At 44.1% G+C, this 18,856-nt stretch carries 21 protein-coding genes, 3 pseudogenes and 1 riboswitch; of the genes and pseudogenes, 3 read left to right on the top strand and 21 right to left on the bottom strand.

What is annotated here, in order from left to right:
• From GC097_RS13390 to GC097_RS13320, 15 genes and pseudogenes are all read right to left on the bottom strand, one after another.
• Positions 1–960: pseudogene (locus GC097_RS13390) on the bottom strand (hypothetical protein); the annotation flags it as partial.
• Positions 924–1,436: a hypothetical protein gene (locus GC097_RS13385; RefSeq protein WP_171683802.1), complete on the bottom strand. Its 513-nt coding sequence runs from the start codon at positions 1,434–1,436 to the stop codon at positions 924–926. The pseudogene GC097_RS13390 and the gene GC097_RS13385, both read right to left, overlap by 37 nt.
• Before the next feature lie 39 nt (positions 1,437–1,475).
• Positions 1,476–1,790 (bottom strand): hypothetical protein, encoded by a 315-nt coding sequence (locus GC097_RS13380; protein WP_171683801.1) that lies wholly within the window; start codon positions 1,788–1,790, stop codon positions 1,476–1,478.
• Positions 1,791–1,824: 34 nt separating this feature from the next.
• The gene (locus GC097_RS13375; RefSeq protein WP_171683800.1) at positions 1,825–2,103 is read right to left on the bottom strand and encodes a DUF8034 domain-containing protein; all 279 of its coding nucleotides are present in this window, start codon (positions 2,101–2,103) and stop codon (positions 1,825–1,827) included.
• A 247-nt stretch (positions 2,104–2,350) separates the two neighbouring features.
• Entirely contained in the window at positions 2,351–2,935 is a 585-nt protein-coding gene (locus GC097_RS13370; protein ID WP_171683799.1) for an SDR family NAD(P)-dependent oxidoreductase, read from the bottom strand.
• Positions 2,936–2,951: 16 nt separating this feature from the next.
• Positions 2,952–3,779 carry an amidohydrolase family protein gene (locus tag GC097_RS13365; RefSeq protein ID WP_171683798.1) on the bottom strand — a complete coding sequence of 276 codons (828 nt, stop codon included), beginning with the start codon at positions 3,777–3,779 and terminating at the stop codon, positions 2,952–2,954.
• Positions 3,776–4,093 (bottom strand): L-rhamnose mutarotase, encoded by a 318-nt coding sequence (locus GC097_RS13360; protein ID WP_171683797.1) that lies wholly within the window; start codon positions 4,091–4,093, stop codon positions 3,776–3,778. Before GC097_RS13360 ends, GC097_RS13365 begins: the two co-directional genes overlap by 4 nt.
• Positions 4,090–4,998 carry a fumarylacetoacetate hydrolase family protein gene (locus tag GC097_RS13355; RefSeq protein ID WP_171683796.1) on the bottom strand — a complete coding sequence of 303 codons (909 nt, stop codon included), beginning with the start codon at positions 4,996–4,998 and terminating at the stop codon, positions 4,090–4,092. The genes GC097_RS13360 and GC097_RS13355 overlap by 4 nt, the downstream gene beginning before the upstream one ends.
• Positions 4,999–5,048: 50 nt before the next feature.
• Positions 5,049–5,822, bottom strand: a complete 774-nt coding sequence (locus GC097_RS13350) for an SDR family NAD(P)-dependent oxidoreductase (protein WP_171683795.1) — start codon at positions 5,820–5,822, stop codon at positions 5,049–5,051.
• Between the two features lie 185 nt (positions 5,823–6,007).
• The gene (locus tag GC097_RS13345; RefSeq protein WP_171683794.1) at positions 6,008–6,757 is read right to left on the bottom strand and encodes an IclR family transcriptional regulator; all 750 of its coding nucleotides are present in this window, start codon (positions 6,755–6,757) and stop codon (positions 6,008–6,010) included.
• 24 nt (positions 6,758–6,781) lie between these two features.
• Positions 6,782–7,489 (bottom strand): FadR/GntR family transcriptional regulator, encoded by a 708-nt coding sequence (locus GC097_RS13340; protein WP_171683793.1) that lies wholly within the window; start codon positions 7,487–7,489, stop codon positions 6,782–6,784.
• A gap of 15 nt (positions 7,490–7,504) precedes the next feature.
• Positions 7,505–8,230 (bottom strand): LutC/YkgG family protein, encoded by a 726-nt coding sequence (locus GC097_RS13335; RefSeq protein ID WP_171683792.1) that lies wholly within the window; start codon positions 8,228–8,230, stop codon positions 7,505–7,507.
• Positions 8,231–8,232: 2 nt separating this feature from the next.
• Complete coding sequence (locus tag GC097_RS13330) at positions 8,233–9,741, bottom strand: LutB/LldF family L-lactate oxidation iron-sulfur protein (RefSeq protein ID WP_171683791.1); 1,509 nt, start codon at positions 9,739–9,741, stop codon at positions 8,233–8,235.
• A complete protein-coding gene (locus GC097_RS13325) occupies positions 9,738–10,466 on the bottom strand; it encodes a (Fe-S)-binding protein (protein ID WP_171683790.1) in 729 nt (242 codons plus the stop codon). Before GC097_RS13325 ends, GC097_RS13330 begins: the two co-directional genes overlap by 4 nt.
• 269 nt (positions 10,467–10,735) lie before the next feature.
• Complete coding sequence (locus GC097_RS13320) at positions 10,736–11,566, bottom strand: phytanoyl-CoA dioxygenase family protein (RefSeq protein WP_171683789.1); 831 nt, start codon at positions 11,564–11,566, stop codon at positions 10,736–10,738.
• A 128-nt stretch (positions 11,567–11,694) separates the two neighbouring features.
• Between GC097_RS13320 and GC097_RS13315 the strand changes: the two genes are divergently transcribed.
• The 3 genes from GC097_RS13315 (at position 11,695) to GC097_RS13305 (ending at position 13,680) form a co-directional block, all read left to right on the top strand.
• The gene (locus tag GC097_RS13315) at positions 11,695–12,519 is read left to right on the top strand and encodes an AraC family transcriptional regulator (RefSeq protein WP_171683788.1); all 825 of its coding nucleotides are present in this window, start codon (positions 11,695–11,697) and stop codon (positions 12,517–12,519) included.
• Between the two features lie 133 nt (positions 12,520–12,652).
• Positions 12,653–12,782: riboswitch (SAM riboswitch) on the top strand.
• A 91-nt stretch (positions 12,783–12,873) separates the two neighbouring features.
• The gene (locus tag GC097_RS13310) at positions 12,874–13,404 is read left to right on the top strand and encodes a hypothetical protein (protein WP_171683787.1); all 531 of its coding nucleotides are present in this window, start codon (positions 12,874–12,876) and stop codon (positions 13,402–13,404) included.
• Positions 13,405–13,428: 24 nt separating this feature from the next.
• Entirely contained in the window at positions 13,429–13,680 is a 252-nt protein-coding gene (locus GC097_RS13305; protein WP_312875664.1) for a DDE-type integrase/transposase/recombinase, read from the top strand.
• A 176-nt stretch (positions 13,681–13,856) separates the two neighbouring features.
• Here GC097_RS13305 and GC097_RS13300 read toward each other — a convergent pair.
• The 6 genes and pseudogenes from GC097_RS13300 to GC097_RS13275 form a co-directional block, all read right to left on the bottom strand.
• A pseudogene (locus tag GC097_RS13300) lies at positions 13,857–14,213 on the bottom strand (sigma-70 family RNA polymerase sigma factor); the annotation flags it as partial.
• Between the two features lie 204 nt (positions 14,214–14,417).
• Positions 14,418–15,290 (bottom strand): anti-sigma-V factor RsiV, encoded by an 873-nt coding sequence (gene rsiV, locus GC097_RS13295; protein WP_171683786.1) that lies wholly within the window; start codon positions 15,288–15,290, stop codon positions 14,418–14,420.
• Between the two features lies 1 nt (position 15,291).
• Positions 15,292–15,795, bottom strand: a complete 504-nt coding sequence (sigV, locus tag GC097_RS13290) for an RNA polymerase sigma factor SigV (protein WP_216625761.1) — start codon at positions 15,793–15,795, stop codon at positions 15,292–15,294.
• A gap of 174 nt (positions 15,796–15,969) precedes the next feature.
• Positions 15,970–16,938, bottom strand: coding sequence for a stalk domain-containing protein (locus GC097_RS13285; protein ID WP_171683784.1), 969 nt, complete (start codon positions 16,936–16,938; stop codon positions 15,970–15,972).
• Positions 16,939–17,454: 516 nt separating this feature from the next.
• Positions 17,455–17,744 (bottom strand): annotated as a pseudogene (locus GC097_RS13280) (transposase domain-containing protein); the annotation flags it as partial.
• 188 nt (positions 17,745–17,932) lie between these two features.
• On the bottom strand, positions 17,933–18,856 hold a 924-nt coding region (locus tag GC097_RS13275; protein WP_171683783.1), incomplete at its 5' end, for a cohesin domain-containing protein.

Raw genomic sequence — 18,856 nt, 5'->3', positions numbered from 1 at the left:
AATCGATTGGGGAAGAACGTCGGATTTATTCCACTTTGTATGCCAGATCGTTCCTGGTTTTCCGTCCACAGCCATTGAGGCTGCGTTGTTTTCGCCAGCCGTTTCCTCACTTGTCGCCGTCGCCGTCATTTTTGACTGAGGGACAGTATCAACAACTGCATTTATGGTCATAGGACGACTTATAACGGTCACCCCGTCTAAAGTAACTTTTACAGCAACTGTTGCATTAAACCCAGTACCAAGTTCACCTTTCGCAATGATCGTATTGCTGCCTTCAACAACGGATAACCTTGTATCGCTAAATTGATATTCTACAGCAGCCCTTGATAAATCAGCCGTTTCTCCTGTACTTAATAAGCCATTCATTGTGGCAACGATTGAATTGTTGAGTTTAATTGTATTTTTGTTCAGAGTTAAGTCAATCTTATTTAAATAAGGAGCCGTAACTATTTTTCCTGACTCATCAACAGAAAGATAAGTAACCTCTTCAATAGAACGTCCGCCTGTTGTTACTCTTATGTGAATCTTTGCCATACCTTTTGAAACAGTGGTCAGCAGGTTTGAATCGCCCACTGTAATCACACCTTGGTTTTCACTTGTTACCGTGATTACCGCATCTTTCATATCAATCGGTGCACCCACACCCGTAAAAGCCTTAATGTCATATTTACCTGTAGCAGCATTAACCGGCTTAAACTCATATTGGAAGCGATCAAATAAATTGGACATATCCACTCCGTTTATTGCCACTTCAAGCAAATCAATCGTTGACCCGTTTGAACCGCCATCAAATAGTAATTTAACGTATTGAGCATCCGTATTTAATGCGTATTGGTCATAGAACCCAAAATTAGCAGTACCCGTCGGGCCGTTAACGGTTTTGACATCCGTCCATGCCACGCCATCAGCGCTAGTTTGAATTTTTATTGTTTTAGGTGTATTGATATATTTTTGTTCCAAAGAATTGAAGTTAAGTTGATATTTGCAATCTGAGACTTTGTCGGCAGCTTAAATTGAATCCATGCCTTTTCATTTGCAGGTACCGACCATTTGGATTGATCAAAATGAATGCCTTCAATTGTTTTTCCATCAACTAATTGATTTACTGCATCTTGATTATGACTAGCTGTAATTTCAGTGCTTCCTGCAAGATTTTGGTATGGCAACAGGTCCATGAATATTTTATTTGTTGTAAATGTTTGGCCGTCTAAAGTTACATCAGCCCAAACGACTCCCCGTGTAGGTTGTTCTACGAACGGCGCAATAATTTCATTTTTATTGAAAGTAAATCCATTAGTTTCTCTGATCGATACAGGCTTATAATTGTCACCCGCTTTTAAATCAATGGGATAGGCTAGTGGAGATACAGGGCAGGACAAGCCAAAACAAGATAAGTCAACAGAGAACAACAAAAGTGCCCCCGTTAAAGGAAGCACTTTGTTGTTCCGGTGGATGTAACCCTAGACTGTTCAAAACTACTGCTTTCTTCCCTGAATTAAGGAAACCGGTTTGGACCAAGGAGTTGCGTAAGATGGACTATTCGCATACCGTACTGTGCGCAGCTTGAGCTGCAACCCTGAGCCCGGCTCCAGCTTAATTTGCAGCCATTTGTCGTCTACCTCAAATGAGCCTATTTCTTCGCCATTCTGATCGGACCAAGTGGCATGGGTAAACGTGTGTTCACCGAATGAGCCTGCTTGAATCACAACTTCTCTACTCTCATCGAGCCCCGTATGGATTAACGTGATGACGGTTTCGTGATTGGTAATGCGTTCGACGAGAGCAGCCACATCCAGCGGAAGTCCGGGACGCTGCTTCTTCGCATCATAATATCGAACCCGTGCATGCTACAAGCCACCATGTGATTCCTTCCCATATGTGGCGGGAAATCGATTTCAGCTCATCCCTGCCTCCTAGCACGTACAACAAAGCTAGATTCATAAAGCCTTCATACGGATCGTCAGAGCCGTCCATCCCCGGCCAATCCTTCCGCCATAGCAAGGTGCCATCCTCATTGACATATTTGTTAACAAATTCGACGGCCGCATCGTCCATAATCGTAAATAACTTACGTTCAAGCAGGTCCACTCCGTTGGTATCCACGACCGATTGGCTGTAATCGTTATCATTTATTCATTCCCTCCAACTGCTTACGATATTCGTTTATGCTTGTGGATGCCCAATCGAATAGCCGCCTTCAATCGGGATCACAGCTCCATTCACCCAAGAGGCCAATCCTCCTGCCAGAAAAAGCACGCCATCGGCAATCTACTGCGGAGAAGCTACATTTGGTGCATTCATAACAGCTTCAGCTGCTTTTCTCGCTTCTTCCGGGTCAGCATGAAGCTGTTTAAACCAGCCCTCGAGCAAAGGTGTTGCCACCCCTGCTGGCATTAAAGCATTGACGCGTATTCCCTCTTTGCGGAAAATCAAGCGCAAGTCCACTCGTCATATGGTTAAGTCCTGCCTTCATGGTATCATAGACAAGATTGTGGTAATCATTCAGCTTGCCGTTAATGGAGCTGATATTAATGACCGTTCCTTTATGTGCTTTCAAATAAGGCAGCGCCGCTTGCACGAGAAAGAACGGTGCCTTCAGATTCACAGTAAACAGCCTATCCCAATCATCATGCGTAATGTCCTCGATTGGTTTATTGCAGACCATGGCGGCGTTATTGACGATGATGTCCACTCGTCCCCACTCGCTGACGGCCAGCTCAACGAGTTGATCCGGTGTTCTCGGGTCGAGCAAGTCTGATATGAAAAGACAAGCTGCTCCTCCCTCTGATTTGATTGCCTCAACAATTCGTTCCCCTTGCTCCTGTTCTTTGCCAGTCACAAGCACTTTAACTCCCTGCTTGGCTAATGTCTTAGCGATAGACTCGCCTATTCCACTTGTTGAGCCTGTAACGATGGCTACTTTGTCTGAAAGCATATGCCTCATCTCTCCTTTAAAGCTTATAGAACCTGCTCGTATTGTCACCGAACAGCTTTTTCTTGGCCTCATCTGTATAAGGCAATGGCAACGCTGCTGTGAGTAGTTCAATGACTTGGTTGTATTCGGCAGCTAGCAGGCAAACCGGCCAATCACTACCGAACATAACGCGATCTTCCCCAAAGACCGCCAGACAGTGTTGAACGAAGGGATCACAGGAAGCCTGTAGCGCAGAAGCTCCTTTCATTTTTGTCACCATGCCGGACATTTTGCAGTACATGTTGTCGTATTGCGCGAGCTTGGAAATATCCGTCAGCCATGGCTCCATATTACCTTGGGCTAAAGCTGGATTGCCCAAATGATCAATTACACTGAGCAGGCGAGGGAATTGTTCCATAATCCTACCTACATTCGGTAAGTGCTTGGGATAAACAAGCCAGTCCAACGGAAACTGCTGTTCCTCCAGAATCGCAAAAGCTTTGATCAACTTAGGACTCAACAAATATTCAGGCTCCCTGTCCTGCAGCGTGGGTCTGATCCCTACAAATTTGGGATGACGCCGAAGCTGGCTCAGCTGATCTTCGAAGTCCTCCCTCTCCATATCCAGCCAACCGACAACCCCAGCTATCGTTGGTTCCTGTTCACTAAGCTTCAATAAATATTTCGTTTCTGCAACAGTCGGCGCCGCCTGAACAACAATCGTTTTCTGAACTTTGTTATACTTCAGAGCAGGTTTAAGGTCGGAAGGCAAATAATCGCGGTACAGCACACTGCTTTCCGGCGTAAGCCAACCGTAATCAGAACGGCTCGTCGTCCAATAATGCTGATGGGCATCAATTCTCATGTATCAGAACTCCTTTTGGACAACGTATAGACAAGCTCGGCATCTTCCCAGAAACAATCGAAACATTCTCCTGTTTCTTGCTGCCATATGGCTTCAGCTGTCTCATCAAAGTTGTCGCTCTGCTGCCGAATCTGCTCATCTATCGTACAGATCATCCAGATATCGAGACCATGACGATAAATCTTAAGATCCACAATGCCTTGCGTCCTTAAATTTGTTACAATGGTGTCGGCAATTTCGTCATGCAGCTTGATATATTGCTGAAGCATATGTTCTTTTAATTTCGCTTTTTTGACAGAAACCTTCCTACTCATACCCGTTCATCGACCATGCGGTTCGTCAATGCGCCCAGCTTTTCAATCTCAATCGTGACGACATCCCCATCCTTCAGATACACGCGTTGATCTACCGGTTTACCAAGAACGACACCTTCCGGTGTACCCGTTAAAATGATATCACCGGGAGATAACGTCATATGTTGTGAAATATAGCTGACAATTTCATCACAGTAGAAAACCATGTCGGATGTATGAGAATGCTGTCTAATCTCGCCATTTACTGTGCACTTAATATCCAGTTGATTAGGATCGCCAACTTCATCCGCAGTGACTAAATATGGACCTAATGGGCTGAACTTATCGCAAGATTTCCCTAACAGCCACTGATGGGTACGCATCTGTAAATCGCGCGCAGACAAATCATTGACATTGCAATAGCCAAACACATGGTCTAATGCCTGCTCCTTCGCCACATATTTAGCCTGCTTGCCGATTACAATGACCAGCTCAGCTTCATAATCGACTTGATTCGATACCCGAGAAGGAAGAGGAATTTCAGCTTGATGGCCAGCAAGCGTATTGCTGAACTTGTTAAACAAAATCGGATAATGCGGAATCGGGGCATTCGTCTCCTCCGCATGCTTGCGATAGTTTAAGCCTACGCAAATGATTTTGCCCGGATGCGTAACACAGGGGCCAAATGTCACTTGAGCTTCATCTAAAAGGAACGTATTTACCCCCTCAGCGCATTCCGTCACTCTTTTGATATAACGCTCAAGCATAGGACTATATCTATCAGCATGACCGATCACTGTCATAATGTCAGTAGGCATATCCTCTTCAGGAAAAACCTTTAAAGCTTCAACGATATCTACCACAAATGCCGGCAGCTTGACACCAAGGTGATACTCACCAGCACGATTAATTGTTACAAGTTTCAAAAGAAAACATCCTCTCTGTGAATTGATAATTTGAACAGTAAATACTCAGGTTATGCATTTTTACCGAAAACTACCCCGCCATCGATATACAGCGGTGAGCCCATCATGAATTTGGAGTCATCCGAAGCCAGGAATAACGCCGCTTGAGCCACATCTTCCGGCTTACCGAGAGTATTACTGAGCTGTCTTCCTTTGAGAGAAGCAATAGCTGCCTCAGGGTCATCATAGGACGTTTTCAAATAATTCTCAACAAATGGCGTTAAAATCGTGCCCGGCAGCAGCGCATTTACCCGAATGTGATAAGGTGCATAGTCTACCTGCATCGACTTGGTCAGCGCTAGAACAGCCCCTTTTGTTGCTGCGTAGGAAGCGCGTTTGGCTAACCCAATCTCAGCAATACACGAGGACATGTTAATGATCGACCCGCCGCCTTGCTCCATCATATAAGGGACGACATATTTAGACGGTAAAAACACACCTCGAATATTCACATGGATAACGCGATCCCACTGCTCAGGCTCCAATTCATGCAGAGCGCCTACTCCGCTAATACCTGCATTATTAAAAAGCACATCTATGCGTCCGCATTGCGAAACAGCGTTATCCACCATGTTCTTTACCGAGACTGGATCCGTCACATCAGCTTGCAGGAAAATGGCTCTCCCACCGTTTGATTGGATTTCCGCAACTGTTTCTTCCCCTTTGGCTGCGTCTAAATCATTCACAATCACATATGCGCCTTCTCTGCCAAATAGAAGCGCTGTGCTCTTACCAATTCCTGATCCGGATCCCGTAATCAACGTTACTTTATCGGTTAATCTCATCGGTTGTTCACCCTTATGGTTTATTATAATAAACTTAGTTTATTAAATTGAATATATAAATTAGTTTAGCATCCGCTCCACAAGGAGTCAACGCAAAAAGCATCCGTTACAAATAACCGAATGCTGGTCTACATTTAATTTACATTTTCAGACTTTGTGGGACATAGAAATGATAACTTCAGAATTTATATCGTAACCGACAAGGCATGAGCCAGTTGCTCAATCTCGTGCTTCGCCAGCTCTTGCTTCTGCGGCCATTGATGAACAGACATCGAGCAGCTGACTGCGGCGATTCTACTGCCGTTTCGATCAACAATTGGCACAGCTATGCAGCAGAAACCAAGGGCAATCTCTTCAAGATCAATGGCATAGCCACGCTCTCTCACGACTTGTAGCTGCTTCAACAACTCTTCTCCCGACTGAACCGTATTGGGTGTGAAGGCCTGATAACTGCCTTCCTTGTATAAAGCAAGTACTTGATCATTGTCCAGCGCCGAAAGGAGCATTTTACCCATAGCCGTTGCGTAAGCAGGCAAACGCATGCCGGGCTCCGAGATCAGTCGGACGTGCGTTGCTGCCTCTTTTTTAGCCAAATAGACAAGCTCCCCCTTTTCCAGCCTGGCTAATTGTATCGCCTCACCAAGGCGCTCCATGGAATGATTCGCTTTCTCTTCAAACTGCTTCACCAGATTCATTCCGGCAAAATAAGCATTGCCCATTACACCGAAAACGGAGCCAAGCGAATAGGTATCCCCTTTTTCCTTATTCACCCAATTCAGCGCTTCCATCGTTTGTAAAAGGGAGAACATAGTGCTTTTATTAATACCCGTTGCTGCGCTTAAGTCCATAAGCTTAAGTTTGGAGGGCTGTCCCGCAAGCTCCAAAAGCACATTATTCGCCCTTTCTAGAGCTGGAACCCAATACTTTCTTTCCATGACTATCCCTCACAGTACTAAGTGTCAAATATATTTGACCAAGATGCTTTCCACATGTTCCAAATGCGATCTCATCGCTTGCGATGCCTGCTCTTGATCTCCCCTGCGAATAGCCTCGTAAATCCGTGTGTGTTCTTTCAAAAGCTGAATGGCAACTTCTTGATTGGCGTACAATTCAGCTCGGCGAATATCTCGGATCATTGTTTCCATCGGCTTCATAATGGATTGGCAGGTTCGTTCCATAATGGCATTATGGGTGGCCTGAACCAGCATCACATGAAAGGATACATCCGTTCTCTCGCCTTCAATATCATTACCTACAGCACTTACCATTTCGTTCAAAACGAGATGAAGCTGATGCAAATCCTGCTCTGTTCTATTCTTGGCGGCAATCGCGGCAATCGACACCTCTAAGGATTGCCTGACTTCCATCAATTCAAGCAGCGTCGTTCGATTCAACCGCAAGGAAGCCATCTCCGGCAATAAGACCTCGGTTGGCACTTGGCTGATCACTCTGCAGCCGCCTCCCTGCCGGATTTCGATAAGCCCCATGGCTTTTAACGCGCTGAGTGCTTCCCGCGCCGTGGAACGTCCAACTCCAAATCGCTCGGACAGCTCTTTCGTAGACGGGAGTTTATCGCCTGTTCGGAGTTGTCCTTGCAGAATCATTTGCTTGATTTGATCAGCCATTTCGTCATAATGATTGCGTTTGAGCAGCTTATTGACTTCCATGCTATATAACCTCTTTTACCCGATGATTAGCACATGCACGATACCAGGGCCATGAACGCCTATAGTCAAATCGTTCTCAATATCCGCCGAGCGGCTGGGGCCTGAAATAAAGTGAATGCCAGCGGGAAGATCTTTCCTTGCCGATTGATCGAATTGAATCAGAATTTCCCCTAGTCGGGTCTTCAGCCGTTCCACAGGAAGAATCACGATCAAAGATGTAGGAAGCAGACTAACCGATCTTCCCTTTTCCTTTGATGATAACACAGTTAGCGTTCCGGTGTAAGCCGCTGCCGCATCCGCAAGAACGATGCCAAGGTCGGCCTCGGCAGCTGCGGCTTTCCAGCTTTCCCGATTGTCCGTGTTCCACACGGAAATCTGCGCTTCCGTTAACGCATCGCTAAGATGTAGAGCATGCAGCTCAGATTGATCCTGATGGATAATCCGGTTAACGCCTAATGAATGCACGATATCGATTATCGCTACTTTCGCTTTCTCCATCGAAGCGATCCTAACGACATAGCCTCCTGCCGCTTGAAAATTCGTCGTAAACTGCTCAATTCTCTCTTCCAACGGCCATTCGAATTTATGCCAGAAATCTGGTGCTCCCCGATAGGGATGCACCGGCTTCTCTATGACTCTTGCTCGCCCCAGCTTACTGGCAATGGCATTCATAAACCGTTCTTGTTCCTTAGCAGACTGAGAGTCCAATTGTGCCAGCCATGCTTGACTGCGCTCACTCATCCTTAGTTTCCTCCTTGGTTTTTTCTCTTGGTCAACGCATCCTGCATGCGACTGTGCAAAACTGGGTCTATTCCTTTATATTCTTGACGTATTTGGTGTTCAAGCGTGCTCCAGCTGTCTCGGAAAGAAGCCTTAGGCAGACTAGGCGCAACTCGAAACGTATTCCATCCTTTTAATGGCCCTACGCGCAGTCGAATACCTTGATCGCGAACGACCATCTTCTGGCCGATACGTGCCAGTTTCAATACGGTATTAAATCGCTTCGCGCTTCCCAGGATGGCTGCAAAGCCTTTCATCCCGGCTTGTTCAAGTTTGTCGCCATGCCCCTGCTCCACTTTGCGACGACGCAGTGAGACAAGCATATCGTGGAGCGGTATTTTCACAGGACAAGCTTCGTAACAAGCGCCGCATAGACTGGAAGCATTGGCAATGTCGTCCCAATCCGCTGTGTTCTTCTGGAGCGCAGGAGTTAACACCGCCCCAATCGGTCCGCTGTAGATGCCGCCATATGCGTGACCGCCAATATGGCGATAAACAGGGCATGCATTCAGGCAAGCCCCGCAGCGGATGCAATTGAGCAGTTCCTGAAATTCCGGATCGCCAAGCTGCAAAGAGCGCCCGTTGTCGACAATAATAATATGCATCTCCTCTGGACCGTCTGCATCGGGCCCACGCCGCGGACCTGTAATTCCGGACATGTAGACGGTCAGCTTTTGGCCGGTAGCCGAACGCGGCAGCAGTGTCGCCATGACCTCCAAATCCATCCAACTTGGTATAATCCGCTCCATGCCCATGAGTGTAATTTGTGTCTTGGGCACGGTGGAAACCATACGCGCGTTGCCTTCATTTTCAAACAGAACAATAGACCCACTTTCCGCAATAGCAAAGTTGCAACCCGTGATGCCAATATCTGCCTCCAGAAATTTTTCCCGCAGCTTTCTGCGGACAAATCCTGCCAATATCGTCGTATCGGGCGGTAAGGTCTCCCCTGCTTCCTTGGATAATAAGTCAGCAATCTGATACCGGTTTTTGTGAATCGCTGGAATGATGATATGGGAGGGCGTTTCGTCTGCCAATTGAATAATATATTCGCCTAGATCCGTTTCAATGGCTTCAACGCCAATGGAGGCAAGCGCCTGATTCAAGTGCAGCTCCTCTGTAACCATGGATTTGGACTTAACGACAGTTCGGGCCGCTTTCTCTTTGGCGATGGTCAAAGATAGCTTCACAGCGTCAACGGCCGTCTCGGCAAAATGTATATGGACACCGTTCTCCCGAGCATTTTCAGCAAACACATGTAAGTAATAATCCAAATGAGCGATGGTATGCAGCCGAATTTGCCTGCCTCTTTCACGCCATTCCTCCCAGTTCCCGTGTTCTTTCGCAGCTTTGAGTTTACCGCTCCGCAGCCGTTCTGTCGTAAACATAACCGCCTTGCGAAGGAACTCGTTATGCAGCGCTTGATCTGCCCGCTCCTTGACTGTCTTCCCTGCAGCTTCTTTTTGACTCATGCTCTTTTCACCCCTTCATATAACAGTTCAGCCAGATGCATAACTTTGACCGGTTCATTTCGGAAGCGCAGATTGCCAGCAATGTTCATCAGACAGGCCATGTCCAAGCCGACAAGCACCTCCGCTTCCGTTTCTTTCACATGATCCACCTTTTCATTCACCATAGCCCCGGAGATATCCGCCATTTTCACAGCAAATGTCCCTCCAAATCCACAGCAATCCTCGGCAAAAGGCAATGGCACCAATTCTAACTCCCTTACCTGCTGCAGCAATGCCAGCGGTTCTTCCTTCACACCAAGAAGCCTGCTGCCGTGGCAGGAGGGATGATACGTAACTTTATGCGGAAACCTCGCTCCAAGATCAGTTATACCAAGTACACCTACGAGAAACTGCGTAAACTCATATGTTTTGTTCTGTAATTGCAAGGCTTTGTCCCTCATTTCTGGATCATCCTTGAAGAGATTCGCATAGTGATGAATCATATACGTACAAGATCCTGAGGCCGAGATGACGAAGTCGCTATCTTCAAAAGCAGCAAGAATTGTTTTCGCCGTTGCCCTTGCTTCCTCCCAGTAGCCACTGTTGTAAGCAGGCTGCCCGCAGCAAGTTTGAATGGTCGGGAATTGCAGCAAAATGCCGTGATCGCTCAAAATTCGAGATATCGCCTCTCCGACTTTCGGATATAAAGCGTCACTTAAGCAGGTAATGAATAACGATATTTTCATAAAATGCACCACTCTCTAAAATATATCAGGTTGTCAGACAAGATGATACTAACATAAAGCACTGTACTTTGAAAGGTTTATTCTTTCGCACTTTTTATGAAGCGCCACGCTGCAAGCGTACATTTCATTTTAAGGGAAAAAATATACTTCAAGCAAAAAGCCTCATCCACGAATCATGTGGATGGGGCTACACCGATTTCTGATTAAATCTGCTCTCCACCGGATATGCCATGAATACTGCCTGTTCTTTTAAGCATTCGTAATCACCACTAGCATTCTGCTCCGGTGATCTCATTTGTAAACATACGTTTGTACTCTTTTGGAGATACACGTTCAGCTGATGCTGGAGCATAGTGGAATTGCAATGCTCTACGGCGCATCGGAGAGAAGTTTGATGGCGTTCCGTGATAGAGCATGCCATGGAAGAACAATACGCCACCTGGTAGTAATGGCACTTGAACGTCACGTTCCACAGGTACCTGGGTATCGCACAATTGCCAATCTCTGACCGCATAGTGTGGAGTGGCCCCTTCTTGATGTGATTTTGGAATGACATGCATACAGCCATTGTCGATAGTTGCTTCATCAAGCGCAATCCATACGCCAATAACCGCTTTTGAATAAGTAAGGTTTCCATAAGCCATGTCCTGATGCCAAGGCTTCTCGCCACCACCATGAGGAGGCTTAAGAAGAGCCATATCTTGAATCAACACCGGTTCTTCTCCAAAAATCCGGGTAATGGTTCCGATAATATTTGGATGAAATGCAATGTTGCGAAGTTTTTCTTCTACGTTTATAAAATCATGAATTTTGCGCAATGCGAATTCCCGTTCCACTTCATTTTTGAGCTCACTCTCAGACTTAACGAATTGTAACTTCGCACCTTTAGCATCTACAAGGCCTAATTGCATAAGTATATCGAGGCTAGTATTCACTTCTTCATCATTAAATAGATTGTTGGATGAGAGAAAGCCCTGTTGCTTGTATTCACGGATCTTTCCGTCCGTGATCTCATTGATCCCATTTAGACTTTTATGCACGTTTTCATATTTATACAGTACTTTGTTGATTTCTTCTGGGCTTAATTCTTTTCTCGACATTTCAATACCCCCATGTATTTGGTGAATTTCCTTGTAAATATCATATCAAATTGAGTAAAATATTCGGATAGAGGCAACGAATGATTATTTGTACTTAAATGCATGTATAATTTTAAAAGGGGTATGAGATGAGGAAAGAATCAACCTTGGACAACTATTATTTTGTTTTAAGCGGAAGCAGCGGCATAGTGAAATGTGAGCCGAACTGGTCCTGGCAGCCTGCACCGTTGACTGATTATGATTTATGGTACAACAAGTCTGGGCAAGGGATGCTTTGGCTAAATGAGAAGCAGCATGATGTGCAACCAGGCACATTTTTTATTTTTCGACCAGGTGATCAAATTCGTGCAGTACATCATTCGGATAATCCTCTTACAGTAATCTACTGTCATTTCAAAGCATACCATCTCACGGATAGCTTAGAAGCCGATCTAGCTATGGCTGAGGAACGCTGTGTGTCAGTTAAGGACCCTTATCGGTTGGAACCATTTCTGCAACAGTTGGTTGACTCTGCGGCTTGGCAAAATCAACCGGAGGATGAAGAGTTTAACCTGTTACTTAAATTGATTCTAACAAGATGGGAAAAGGAGCTTTACAGGCAAGATGAGACAACACGTAATTACTACTACGAGCATATTGTACAACGCGTTCATAATGAAATTCGGATTAGGTTGTCGGAGCCAAGCGATTATGAGGTTTTGGCAGCGTCTACAGGTCTAACCCCACGCTACCTAAGTTTGATTTTAAAGAGATATTCGGGTTTATCTTTGAAGGAGACGATTACAAAGCTGCGAATGGACAGGGCGGTGCATTTGCTGAATGAGACGACCATGAGCGTTACTGATGTGTCTGAAGCACTAGGTTATGCTGACATCTACACGTTCAGTAAGCTATTTAAACGTTATTATGGTGTCTCGCCTTCTGGTGTACGTTCAAATCTCTTGAAGGAATAAAAGCTTTTGAGATACCTGAACGTCCCTCGATTTTGGATCGTGTAGTGATACGTCCTTATGCGTTTTCTTCAAATGAAATTCTTGACAACAGAGCACTTTATAGTATTATAGACATAATTGAATACGTTGAATTTTCTTATCAAGAGTAGGTGGAGGGACTAGCCCGATGAAGCCCGGCAACCGACAAACCTTTATTAATCAAAGGGATGCACGGTGCTAATTCTTGCGGAAACGCTGTGTGAAGCGAATCTGGGAGATAAGAGTGAGGATATGGCTTTTTATTTTATGACCTTTCTCTGATTCCAGAGAAGGTCTTTTTTGCTTTCATGAACCATTTTTTAAAGGAGGGTCAAGATGCCGATCACGATTCCTGACAATGTTACGAAGGATGAATCTATTGAGTATCACCAGGAAATTCATCCTCTTCGTACTGCTTTGCTGAATTTAAAAAATTCGGCGATTGGTCTTAAAACTTTACAGCAGTGCAGGATTACCCGAATAGAATGTTTTCGATTTGACAGTGAATTTACAGAAAAGCTGCAACTTGGCGACGAAACTGATATATGCGGGCTCATTGTTATATCCACAAGTACAGGAGCAGTTGGCATAAGGGAGTTTGCGGTCCCTTGTAAAAGCCTAAATTGCGATTTGACAACGTGGGTTGCAACTTTTCAGCGAATGAAAGGTCTGACCTTGATGGAAAGTATGAACTACGCTCAACTAAAGCAAGAGGCATGGGGACCCGTAAGATTAGAATTAATTGAGTCGGCATTCATGGATCTACTTAGAGAAATTGAATTGACATTAAAAGACAACAAGGATCAAAGATGCCTTTGGGATCGAGCATATTTATTTGAACATACACAAGCGTACATTTCATTTTAAGAACCGGCACAGCCCCGTTTCAATATAATCAGTTGTGTCCTAATCCACGAAACATGTGGATGGGGCTCCTGCCATCTTAACAACATTATCGAACAAGACCATCGGTTCATAAAGAAAATAACAAATCCTATGATGGGATTTAAGTCATTCCAGACAGCCGAAGAAACATTAGCGGGAATTGAAGTCTTTCATATGCTAAGGAAACAGCAGGTTGAAATATCACCTGCTGTTTCCGATGTTGAATGGATCAATAAATTGTTTGGATTAGCTGCATAGATTATCCAATAAATTAAGGGGATACTTGGCTGTTTTATTATTTGCTACACAACTACATTTTCAATCCTAGGAATGGACTCTGCCCTGCTTGGCACTATTTTGATGGCCATCAACTCTTTTTTCGCGGAAACGATGGTAAATGTGCAATAAAAAGTGGTAAAGAGGAGTCGGGGAGTCTACCGCTTCGCCTTATAAAACCCATGATACAGTTTCATCAGCGCCCGCTTCTCAATCCGCGACACATAGGAGCGGCTAATTCCCAGTTTCTTCGCAATTTCCCGCTGCGTCCGCTCTTCCCCTCCTAATTCCAATCCAAACCGCCCGACGACAACTTCCTCCTCGCGATCGTCCAAGATCTCTAAGTTCCGGTAAATCTTGCTCTTCTCAATCTTGAGCTGCACCTTATCCACGACATCGTCCGCTTCCGTTCCGAGGATATCGATCAACGTAATTTCATTCCCTTCTTAGATCGTCCCGATGGAGATCAAATCCTCTAGATCTTCCCCCGTATTGTCGAATTTTTTGACATTGTGGACACGAACCGATGTGATTTTTTGATACAAAGTTTATCTTACTGGTTCCGGTATAAAAATCATTTTCCATGGGTAAATGCGGCTTATTAATTGCTCGTACGAATATATTCGGAAAACGAAATAAATGTTTTGCAGAGCAAAAAGACTACTTTTTGCCCGATCTCATCATAGGAAAAGTAATCTTTAAAGTTTGAAAAGCATCGTTTATTTAATATATTCATTGCTGACTAAATCGTCGGATAACACGCTTGTTGGGATCGTAAACTCCGGTACCCCTGTGGATCCGGGACCTACCTCGTATTTATTAAATGTGATCACAAGGTTGCCGTCATTATTGATATAAAAGCTTTGATCGGCAGCGATCGCTTCAAAAATCTTATTGTACGGTTTAGATTCCCCCGCAAGATAATAATACTTCGAAGGATCATTCTTCATCTGTTCCTTCATTTGCATTTTAATGTTTTCACTAATCAAGCTTATATAACGGTCATCTTTAAACAAACTGGGCAAGGTGATGAAAAGCTGATTCTTCTTATCAATCGTATCGTATTTGAATGTTGTTGAGGAGGAACCTACCGTATTTACATAGTATCTCCCCACGGATAATATCCGATCATTATCGGTCTTTACGACATATCCGCTGTCCACACCGTCATGACCACCGCCATTTTTCTTTAAGCTTTCCATACCGGCCGTGAACTCCTGGTACAGCTTCTTGCTTTCTTCCAGATATTTGCGATTCAAGGTATCTTCTAAAGCTTTATTTTCTAAATTAGTAATGGCGGGGACTTCAATATTCGCCTTAAAATTCCCATCGTCTATCTTATATGTTTTGAATGTAAGCACCTTTACAAGGCTGCCGACGATCGGAACTTCCGAGAGTGCACTTGCAATCGCCGGACTGGTATTAATCCCTGTTACGAATATAATACCCGCTGCAGCGATTCCAGCCAAGGCTTTAAGATTTATCATTTTTTTCCTATTTTGTTTAATGGCTTTTTGTACAATGAAATCCAATTCCTTCGGGATCGGTATATCCATATGTTGTTGTTTCAATTTTGCTAATTTTTCGTCCATTTCACTGCACCTCCTGCATCATCTCATCGTCCATTTTAACCCGTAGCATTCGAAGCCCCTGATACAAACGCGTTTTTATGGTACTTAAATTTTCATTTAACACCTTGGCGATTTCATCTATTTTCAAATCTTCGAAATATCTAAGCACAATCACGCTCCGATAGATAGGGGGCAAATCATCCATAGCTATCTCCAGATCGATATTTTGATAGACGTCATCGCTGGCTTGGCCGTAGAATTCAAGTGTCTCCTCGTCGGCCACTTGGATCCTCTTCTGTTTCCTTAAGAAGTCCAATGAAGTATTCACCACAATCCTGTAAAACCAACTCTTCATGGATGCGGGATTTTTTAGTTTGTCTAAAGATTCAAACGCCTTCTGTATGGATTCCTGAATAATGTCGAGAGCATCTTCCGCATTTTTTACGTAGCTGTATGCTAATCGGTATACATTTTCTTTATGTTCGGTTATGCATGTAATCAGTAAGTTTTCTATATTGCTCCTCATCATGAAATTATAGCGCTCCTTATGATACCCATGTAAATGCTATTTCTTTTACTTCACTGAGACGTATGAGTTAAATGAAAAGTTGGGAGAAGATCTAAATAAAATGTTTCCAAATCGAACCACAAAAAAAGCAGAATTCCGTTTTTAAAGAATGCTGCTTTTTCTAATTAAGCTTTAATTGTTTCTTTTAAACGTTTGGCCAGCTATAACAAGACTATCTCCATCCACTTTGAATGGAACCGTCGATACCTGTTTATCTGCTACGAACTTAATATGCTCTGAATCCAATAATAAATAGTTCCCTACTGCCACCCCGGCACGGTACAAGACGCCATCGGCAGTAAGCTCCATTAAAGTCCCCTTCTGTTGTTCGGTCCATTTCCCGATTAATTGAGAGACGATGGAGGGATCTCCTGTAACGGCATGCTTCAAAATCAAATAGTATTCGTTAACTGACAGCTGACTGACGGCCTGTTGATAGATCGTATAATCATCGCTTTGCCGTTCAAACGGATTTTTTTGCTCATTATGCAAAATATATACGTAATTCCCTTTCGAACCTAATACCTTATCTTGAGCATCATGCGGGGCAGCAGTCCAATCCGCTTGATTAAAAACTTCAACCGTGGCCATTAAACTCGCCGGGGAACCAAGATTTTTCGGAAGATATAAAATATCGGTCGCACTCTGTACTTTTTGAGATAGTTTTCCTGACTGTATTCCGTGCACCAGTGCTTCCTGCGGCCATACGGTTGGCCTTACTTTACCGCCGAGAGAGGATGGGATTTGAAGCGTGTAACCATATTTTTCTTGGATCAACTTCTCATCTTCACGGAACGTGAGATAGTCGCTTTTCTCTTGAAGCAGCGCTGTATGGTTGGTGCCGTCCCAATAAACTTGATATCCAAGACTTTGAGCAACACCGCGCAGCGGCAAATAAATCGAATCATTATAGGTTAGCGGTGTAACTTGATTGCCCTGCTCATCCTTTAAAGCATTTTCATTCCCGCTAACGCTAACATGAACGGATGGATTAAGAAACGCCTTTATCTCCGTTAGACTACTATCTGCAAAAGCCCCGGCTGCGATACTAAACGTTAAAGTTGACAGTATTCCTGTTGCGATCATCGTTTTCTTTTTCATTTTTCATAACCTCCAGCTAGTGTTTTTTTCTGCTTTACACTAGCAAGACGCTCGAGCTTACTAAATAGTTTGGAGCTTAGATGGAGAAATGTAGCCCAACCACTTAGTCCCAGAAATTTCCGTTTTATTGAGAGTCAGAACTGGCTTGATGTGTTATTTTAGACGTACTACTTATAAAAGTCGGGTGACGCGATGACGCTTCTATTACAGAATAAATATTGTATTGACGTTGTGGACACGAAGCAACGTAAATTTCTTCAGATCATAAAATGTTAGAATCATTCAAATGCGATTTGACTGCCGCCTTTTATTTCAATAATATGATTGTCGACGAATTGACATGAAGCTGAGAATTTAAGATTTTGAAATGCTTTTAGATAATCCACGATCTCTATATTAGTGGCATACCAGATATCCAACCTGTTCCCGATAAACTCACAAAAGCTTTCTATCAAGGGCCAGTTGTGATCATCATCGGTTGTGTTACAAATAATAAAACTGCTAAGGATATGTTAGTTTCTTTATGAACCGATGGTCTTGTTCGATAATGTTGTTAAGGTACTTTGTTTGTCTGTCAGAATCGACTGCCCGATATAAATACTTCCACATTACCTTTGACTTTGATCGACCCTGTATGAATCGTTAGTCGGTTTCAAGTAGGGGCGAATTCGTTTGACTATTTCAGGTCCGAACTCATGAACCCATCTCATGATCGTAGTATGAGAAATATTCAATCCTCGCTCTTTCATCATTTCTGCGACAGCTTCGTAATGTTTCCATTTGAATACATTATCTTTTGATTCCATACTGATTCGTTCCACCCCATGATTTCATTTTTCTCTATGTTATCACAGCTTGGATTCTTTGCATCACAACCCTCAATGTAATGAAAAGTTTACATTTATTAAATAAAAAAGGCCCGCTACAATACAAAATGTATCATAGCGGGCATCATTCAGCTTAGCCTACCAACTTAAACGATTTACGGAGGTTCTTATTGCAAAATACGTTGCGCAACAGCAGCCAAGTCTGTGAGATCTACCTTGCCATCTCTGTTGTAATCAGCTCGTTTATACATTTCCCAATCAGGATCTGAGGAAGTTTTGCCATATGCCGCTGCCACAATCGCTAAATCGACTACCGTGAATTTACCGTCATTATTCATGTCTGCCGGGTCAGAAGTGTAGACGGAAGATGTGAATGCTTGTAGGGCTGCCGTCAGTGCCGTTATTGCTCCTGCGACTTCTGATTTCGTTGCATCCGGATTATTTGCTACATTATTGGCTGAGGTAATTGCAGCTTGCAGCTTTGCTTTCGAGCCAATAGGGTATTGACCGGAAGAGTAACCTTCTGTGGCTGCATCGTGCTGCGTTTGTGCATTACTGATCAGCGCTCTCAGTTCAGTCAGATCTACAATGGCTTTTACGAGAATGACTTTCGAACTTCCATCGAGATTGGTTTCCTTCTGTAAGTCAGCCAGCGCAATACTTGAAAGAGCTATTGTGGTGCTGACATTATCGGCTGTTTCTTTCGCTTTCCAATGCAGCTTCAATAATGCTCCATTCACACTGCCGCCGCCGATATTGGCAGTCAAGAAGCGCAAACGGCCTCCAGCATTGGATTGTGCCGCAATCACGATTTTAGACTGTATGGATTCCGCTGAAAGGAACTCTACAACGTTGGGATCGTAGGTGAAATTAATATCTTGGGCATATACGCTTGATACCACACTGTCCAATTCAACAGTTGCATCAAAGTTTTGCCCGCTGGTCACATTCGCCGGAACCGTTAAGGACGCCGATGCTGCTGTCAAGCCATATACTCTAAGCTCGCGTATGGACCACCAGTTCGAGGCTGTGCCCGTTTGGATCACTTTGAAATACCGGACGGTTTGGGGTTCAAAGTTGACAGTAACGAT

The sequence above is a fragment of the Paenibacillus planticolens genome (assembly GCF_013141725.1).
GTDB lineage: Bacteria > Bacillota > Bacilli > Paenibacillales > NBRC-103111 > Paenibacillus_E > Paenibacillus_E planticolens.
This window is presented reverse-complemented; position numbering and strand designations above follow the sequence as displayed.